Origin of the sequence: Okeania sp. SIO3B5, assembly GCF_010692555.1 — a bacterium.
Classification (GTDB): domain Bacteria; phylum Cyanobacteriota; class Cyanobacteriia; order Cyanobacteriales; family Microcoleaceae; genus Okeania.
This window is the reverse complement of the sequence record NZ_JAAHHG010000559.1, coordinates 1-6,432: the sequence shown is the minus strand read 5'-3', so window position 1 is coordinate 6,432 and position 6,432 is coordinate 1. Positions and strand designations below refer to the sequence as shown.

Annotated in this window: 4 protein-coding genes; 2 read left to right on the top strand and 2 right to left on the bottom strand. The window is 36.0% G+C overall.

The window, feature by feature from the left end:
- Positions 1–612: 612 nt before the first annotated feature.
- A complete protein-coding gene (locus F6K54_RS38150) occupies positions 613–819 on the bottom strand; it encodes a hypothetical protein (RefSeq protein ID WP_293089278.1) in 207 nt (68 codons plus the stop codon).
- A 563-nt stretch (positions 820–1,382) separates the two neighbouring features.
- Between F6K54_RS38150 and F6K54_RS38145 the strand changes: the two genes are divergently transcribed.
- On the top strand, positions 1,383–2,255 hold the full coding sequence (locus F6K54_RS38145) for an S-methyl-5'-thioadenosine phosphorylase (RefSeq protein ID WP_293089276.1): 873 nt from the start codon (positions 1,383–1,385) through the stop codon (positions 2,253–2,255).
- A 223-nt stretch (positions 2,256–2,478) separates the two neighbouring features.
- The gene (locus F6K54_RS38140) at positions 2,479–4,428 is read left to right on the top strand and encodes a lipoxygenase family protein (protein ID WP_293089275.1); all 1,950 of its coding nucleotides are present in this window, start codon (positions 2,479–2,481) and stop codon (positions 4,426–4,428) included.
- Between the two features lie 111 nt (positions 4,429–4,539).
- On the opposite strand, the gene F6K54_RS38135 is transcribed toward F6K54_RS38140, so the two are convergent.
- Positions 4,540–5,964, bottom strand: a complete 1,425-nt coding sequence (locus F6K54_RS38135) for a pentapeptide repeat-containing protein (RefSeq protein ID WP_293089273.1) — start codon at positions 5,962–5,964, stop codon at positions 4,540–4,542.
- Between the last annotated feature and the right edge of the window lie 468 nt (positions 5,965–6,432).

Below are 6,432 nucleotides of genomic sequence, written 5' to 3'. Positions count from 1 at the left end.
CTGCCTCTATCTTACCCCAATACTCACTTTTTGAGCAATGGACGGCAAAAACCTGGTACTTTTTCACTACCTAAAAAGGCCAAAACCTTTATATATCAAGACTTTTATATTTAATCAGCAAGCCCTATTTAAAGTCTTATGGGTGAGGGTGAGGGTAGGAGACAGGAGACAGGAGACAGGAGAAATGGGAATGAGCGGAGAACGTATTTCAAGGAGAGGTAATTATTAATTATTAATTATTAATTATTAATTGTTGAAAGATACCTTTTAGGGAAGTCTATTAAAGCTAATTTTAGAAATAAAGTTAAATAATATCATGTCCGTTGAATAGCGACATGAAAAAAATCAACCATATCACTCCAGCAGTAAATATCTCTATTCTTCCTGCTCGTTGCTAACTTAATTTATAAGTCTTCAGGTGTATATGGTATAACTGCTAAAGCCCAGATTTGTGCAACAACTTAATATCTGAACTGCTGAGTATAAATCAGGTAAATTGTATGGATAGATGATGAGGAATTAGAATAAAATCATCATGAATTGACTCTATATTGTGAAATAACATTTAAAAGTCATAATTCAGAGATATTTTAAAAAGTTTACTAAACCCCGCTATTTGACAATACTAATTCGTCCAGCCATTAACTCTTCATAAACCTGTTTAATCTGGTTTTGTTCGGTGGTACTCAAAAGATGAGGTGAACATAACGCCATTCTTAATCGCTGGCGATCGCTAGCGGAAATTTTACGAGCGGCAAAAATATTGCTAACAACTAATTCTAGGGAATTTGTTCTAGCTTTAGCTTGGAATTTGTTCATTTTTTCTAAAAAATCAGATAATTGTCCGAAAAAAGAGAAATATGCCTAAAATACTGGCTACCCGCAGAAAATTGAAAAATATTTGGGTAAAGGAATTGGGTAGGAGAATTAAAGAAAGGGCACGGCACAAAATTGAGTACTTCTTCTTCTCCTAGAATATGACAGAAGTATAGTTTGTTTTATGAAGATTTGGTTAAAATTAAGCATAAACATTGAAAATTTAAAAAAAATTAAGTTTTTTTGATACATTTAGCTATGAAAAATACTTAGAAATATGGTATGGCTACTACTTATGTAGTAGTGATAAATACCGAACTTAACTTTTTTATCCTTTTCTCTTATAGTGTCCTATTGCTAGTTACTTAGTCTTTTCTGTAGAGGGTTGAATACCTCACTTCTATATCACCCAGGATGCCAATGTCGTTAGTGGGGTGAGCTCCCATAGACCGTTTCTAGCTGACTTATTGACTACTGACTACCTCTTGCATCAGTATTTAAACGGATATCGTTACTAAAAATTCGGTAGAATAACTGAGAAAGCAAAAATATTAGCTAATCTCAGAATGACCAAAGTAAAAATAGGAATTATTGGTGGCAGTGGTTTGTACAAAATGGAGGCACTCACAGATGTGGAGGAGATAAGGGTAGAGACACCCTTTGGGCCTCCTTCTGATGCTTTTATTGTTGGTACTTTGGAAGGAACAAAAGTAGCCTTTCTCTCCAGACATGATCGCAATCACACATTATTACCATCTGAATTACCATTTCGTGCTAATATTTATGGTATGAAAAGCCTGGGTGTGGAATATTTAATTTCTGCTTCTGCGGTAGGTTCTCTCAAAGAAGAAGTAAAACCCCTAGACTTAGTAGTAGTAGACCAGTTTATTGACCGGACAAAAGGCAGAATTTCTACATTTTTTGGTGAAGGAATTGTTGCGCACATCACATTTGAAAATCCAACTTGCCCTCAACTAGCAAAAATGTTGGCGGATGCTGCGGAAAGTTTGAATTTATCGGATATAAATGTGCATCATAGTGGCACTTATCTATGTATGGAGGGACCTGCTTTTTCTACCAAAGCAGAATCAAATTTATATCGTAGTTGGGGCGCAACAGTTATTGGGATGACAAATTTACCAGAAGCGAAGTTGGCAAGAGAAGCAGAAATAGCTTATGCAACTTTAGCACTATCTACAGATTATGATTGTTGGCATGAAGAACATGAGAGTGTGACTGTGGACATGGTGATTAATAATCTACGCAAGAATGCGGTGAATGCTCAAAAAGTTATTCAGGAAACGGTGCGGAGGTTGAGCGAAAATCAGTTTGTTTCTGACTCTCATTCTGCTTTGAAAAATGCTATTTTGACTCCTTTGGATAAAGTACCTGCTACAACTAAAGAAAAGTTGGGATTATTATTGCAGAAATATACTTAATAGTCAGGAGTCAGGAGTCAGGAGTCAGGAGTCAGGAGTCAGGAAAAATGGGAATTATAGAAGAGATAAGAGTCAAAATTGTCAGAATGGTTTTTCTGTCATAGTCAGCCTCAAATACTAATATATATAGCAAATAGAACTTTTATTTCCTATTTACTCTTAACTCCTGACTTTATTTTTTGATAAACTATACCTAATTTCTACCAAAAGGTATTTATTAAATATGACTAACTGTCCGATGGATACTACAAGTTCATCAGTAAATTATACTTTAGAAGTAGCCAAACAAGAATATCAATATAACTATGACCACATTCCTCCTGTGGCAATGGTTAATGAATTACCAAAACGAGAAAAACCTTCTAAAGAATGGCTTTTATTATTGGTAAAGAATATACGTCTTCTATTTGTGAATATCGTAATTACAAACCGAGGAAACCAAGGAAATAAAGGGGTAAGAGACGATGTAATTAAATATATCTTAGAAGTAATCTATAAGGAGATAAAATCAATAAAAATTGGAGAGGATAATAAAACTCTACCATTTTTTCTCCAATTATTGTTGAATCAACAATTATTATTAACTCAACAATTGTTGAGTCAAGGAATACCTGGTGATTTTCGTGAAATAGATGAGCTATTTGTTTCCATCCTCAGGGAAAATGGTCTGTCAATACTTAAAGATATTTCAAAGCAAGCTCTAAAAGTATTAAAGGAAGGAAGTCCAGAAGGTCATGTAACGAGCCTTGAAGATTATCAAAAGCTCTTCTCCTATAAAGAGCTATTCCCAGAAACAGGAGGGATACCGAGCATCGCCTATACTTTTGAAGAAGATGAAGTATTCGCTTATATGCGACTAGCAGGTTATAACCCCCTAATGATCCAGCAGGTATCTAGTCTTGACGAACGTTTTCCGGTGACGGAGACTCAATATCAGGAAGTTATGGGTAAAGATGATTCATTAGCAGCAGCAGGAAAAGAAGGGCGACTCTATCTAGCAGACTATAAAATTTTGGAAGGAGCTCTTAATGGTACTTATCCCAATAAATACCAAAAGTATATTTATGCTCCTCTAGCTTTATTCGCAGTGCCAAAAGGTTCAGATCCAAACCGTAAATTACGTCCTGTAGCTATTCAATGCGGTCAAACCCCAGGAGCAGATAACCCCATCTTTACTCCCAACTCTTCTAAGTATGCTTGGTTATTTGCCAAAACAGTTGTAGAGATAGTAGATGCTAACTTTCACGAGGCAGTGAGTCATTTAGGGAGAACTCATTTATTTGTCGGATCATTTATTCCACCTACCCATCGCCAACTCCCCCAAAATCATTGCTTAAGTTTGCTGTTGCGTCCTCACTTTGAAGGTACTTTACTAATTAACGATGGTGCTCACAGGATTTTAATTGCTCCTAAGGAAGGAGTCGATGGTTTACTTTCATCTACTATTGATAACTCTCGTGTTTTGGCAGTGTTAGGGTTACAGAGTTATGGTTTTAATCAAGCTATGTTACCGGAGCAACTGAAACAGCGCGGGGTTGACGATTCTAATTTACTTCCTGTTTATCCTTATCGGGATGATGCTCTGTTACTTTGGAATGCTATTCATCAATGGGTTTCAAATTATCTGAGTCTTTACTATTCTAGAGATGAAGAGGTTCAGGCAGATCGGCGACTACAAGCTTGGGCAGGTGAAGTTATGGCTTTTGATGGTGCTCGTGTACCTGATTTCGGTGAGGATGGAGGTATTAAGACACGAAAGTATTTGATTAATGCTGTGACGTTAATTATTTTTACTGCTAGTGCTCAACACGCTGCTGTTAATTTTCCCCAGAAAGATATAATGTCTTATGCTCCAGCAGTTCCATTAGCTGGTTATTTGCCTAGCTCAATTCTCAAAGGTGAAGTGAGCGAGCAAGATTATTTGGATTTGCTGCCTCCTCTAGAGCAGGCACAAGGGCAACTGAATCTTACATATTTACTGGGGTCTGTCTATTACACGACACTGGGTGAGTATCCAAAAAATCATTTTACTGATTCCAAGGTGAAACCTCTACTTGAGAAGTTTCAGGAAAATCTGAATCAAGTTGAAGCGACTATTGAGCAGCGTAATTTGAATCGCCCACAGTATAGGTATTTGCTACCTTCTCAAATTCCTCAGAGTATTAATATCTAGAGATTACCAGTTTTCGGGTCTTAAGGGAACAGGGAACAGGAAATACATACTAATAATAGAAATCTAAAATGCTTGTAGTGCGGGCATCTTGCCCGCGACTGGTTTACCTTACTAATTTGTCTCAATAATTGAGGATTGAACAACAACGCTATCGCTATCATTTGATTTTCCTTCCAAAAAATTAGGACTCATCAAATGAACGCCATTATGATTAATATCAGTTACTTTTGTACCATAACCATGAAGATTTTGATTCTTTGTTTTATGACTTACTCTTTGTAATTGCTCTTGAGTTTCTTTGTCTAATTTAGTGTTTTGATCTATGAGTGTACCAGTTAAGTCAGCATCACTGATATCAGCACACCACAATTGTGCAGCACAAAGATTTGCATTACTGAGATTAGTATTATTTAAACCTGCATGGGACAAATTAGCACCACTAAGGTTAGCATTACTTAAATCTGCATCACTGAGAATAACTCCACTGAGATTAGCGTTAGTTAGGTTTGCACCACTGAGGTTAGCATTACTTAAATCTGCATCTGTGAGATTAGCAGACGAAAGATTAACACCACTGAGGTTAGCTGATGATAAATCTACTCCACTGAGGTTAGCACCAGACAAATCAACTTGGCCAAGTTCAGCATGATTCAAGTTTGCATAAGATAGATTAGCAACTGCCAAATCTGCACCTGTTAAATTAGCATTGCTGAGGTTAACATCTGTGAGATTTGCATTATTTAAACAAGCACCACCCAAGTTAACACCACTGAGGTTAGCATCTATTAGTTTGGCATTTTTGAGATAAATATCACTGAAATCTGCATCTGTCAGCACTGCACTTTGAAGGTTGATAGGATTCAAATCAAGTCGCTTTTGTACTGAAGTAATAGCTGTTTCAATTTTACCAAAATACTCTGGTTGAGGCAGACTATCAACACGATTATTCAAAATTTGCAGATTTCTACTAATATGACCAAAGTTACTTTCTAAGGGTGCTATGGCAGCAGTTCTATCTTGTAATTCTTCAATGGCTGAAACTGTCCAAGGTAAGCGTTTACTAATGATTTCTTTCTGCTGACTTTCTAATGGTTCTAAACGTTGAACGAGTTGTTGTAGTTCAGTTGGTATTGCATTTATCACTTCCTGTAATGTATTCCTTTGTTGCTGAATTTGCCACTCTATATTTTCCCTCTGTGCAACTAATTGTTGCTTCAGCTCTTCTGTTATTACTTCTAATTTCTTTTCTTGTTCCTCGGTTTGAAGATTCAGTGTTTCTTGTAATTTAGATGTCTGAGTATCAACTTTATCCAAATCTTCTAGGAAGGTTTTCTGAATATCTGTAAGTGCAACTTTTTGTTCTTGTTGTTGCAATTTATCTAGGCGCTTTCTATTAGCTACACTTGCAGATAAGGCCAAAGTTAAAGGTGCTGCTGCATATATTGCCTGTCCAGAAGTAACTGAAGCAATGGTTCCTAAAACTGAACCTGCTAGGCAGACATATTCACTTATATCTAACCAGTGTTGCTTGTTCATAATATTTTTTCCCTATTGTCATTTTTATACTATTTTTTTTTATTTAGCTAAAATCTAAAAGACTACTTTCATCATTCAAACCCTCGTCCCCTGAGAACTATGCTTTAATTTTCTATTTTTTGGAAGAGGTGTTTATATTGGTAATTCAATAGCATAAATCTTGATATAATACAATAGTTAGGGTTTAGTAAAAAAGTTTTTTGAGTGTAAAGTAGTAGTCAAGATTCAGAAGTTGTAGTCGTTGAAGGAAAAGTTAGGACGTATCAAAAGCTTAAAATTCAGACAACACAACACTTTTCCAACTTCAGTCTTTCCTTGTTCCTTATGTTTTGAGCTTTTAGAGGCGAAAAGCTTGTACTTTTTGTTGTGATATAGAATTCGGTTATATAGTGTATGTTTATAACTCTATAATTAGGGTTTGCTGAATAAATCTAAAAGCATTGAGATATAGAGCTAGAGCGCATTTTA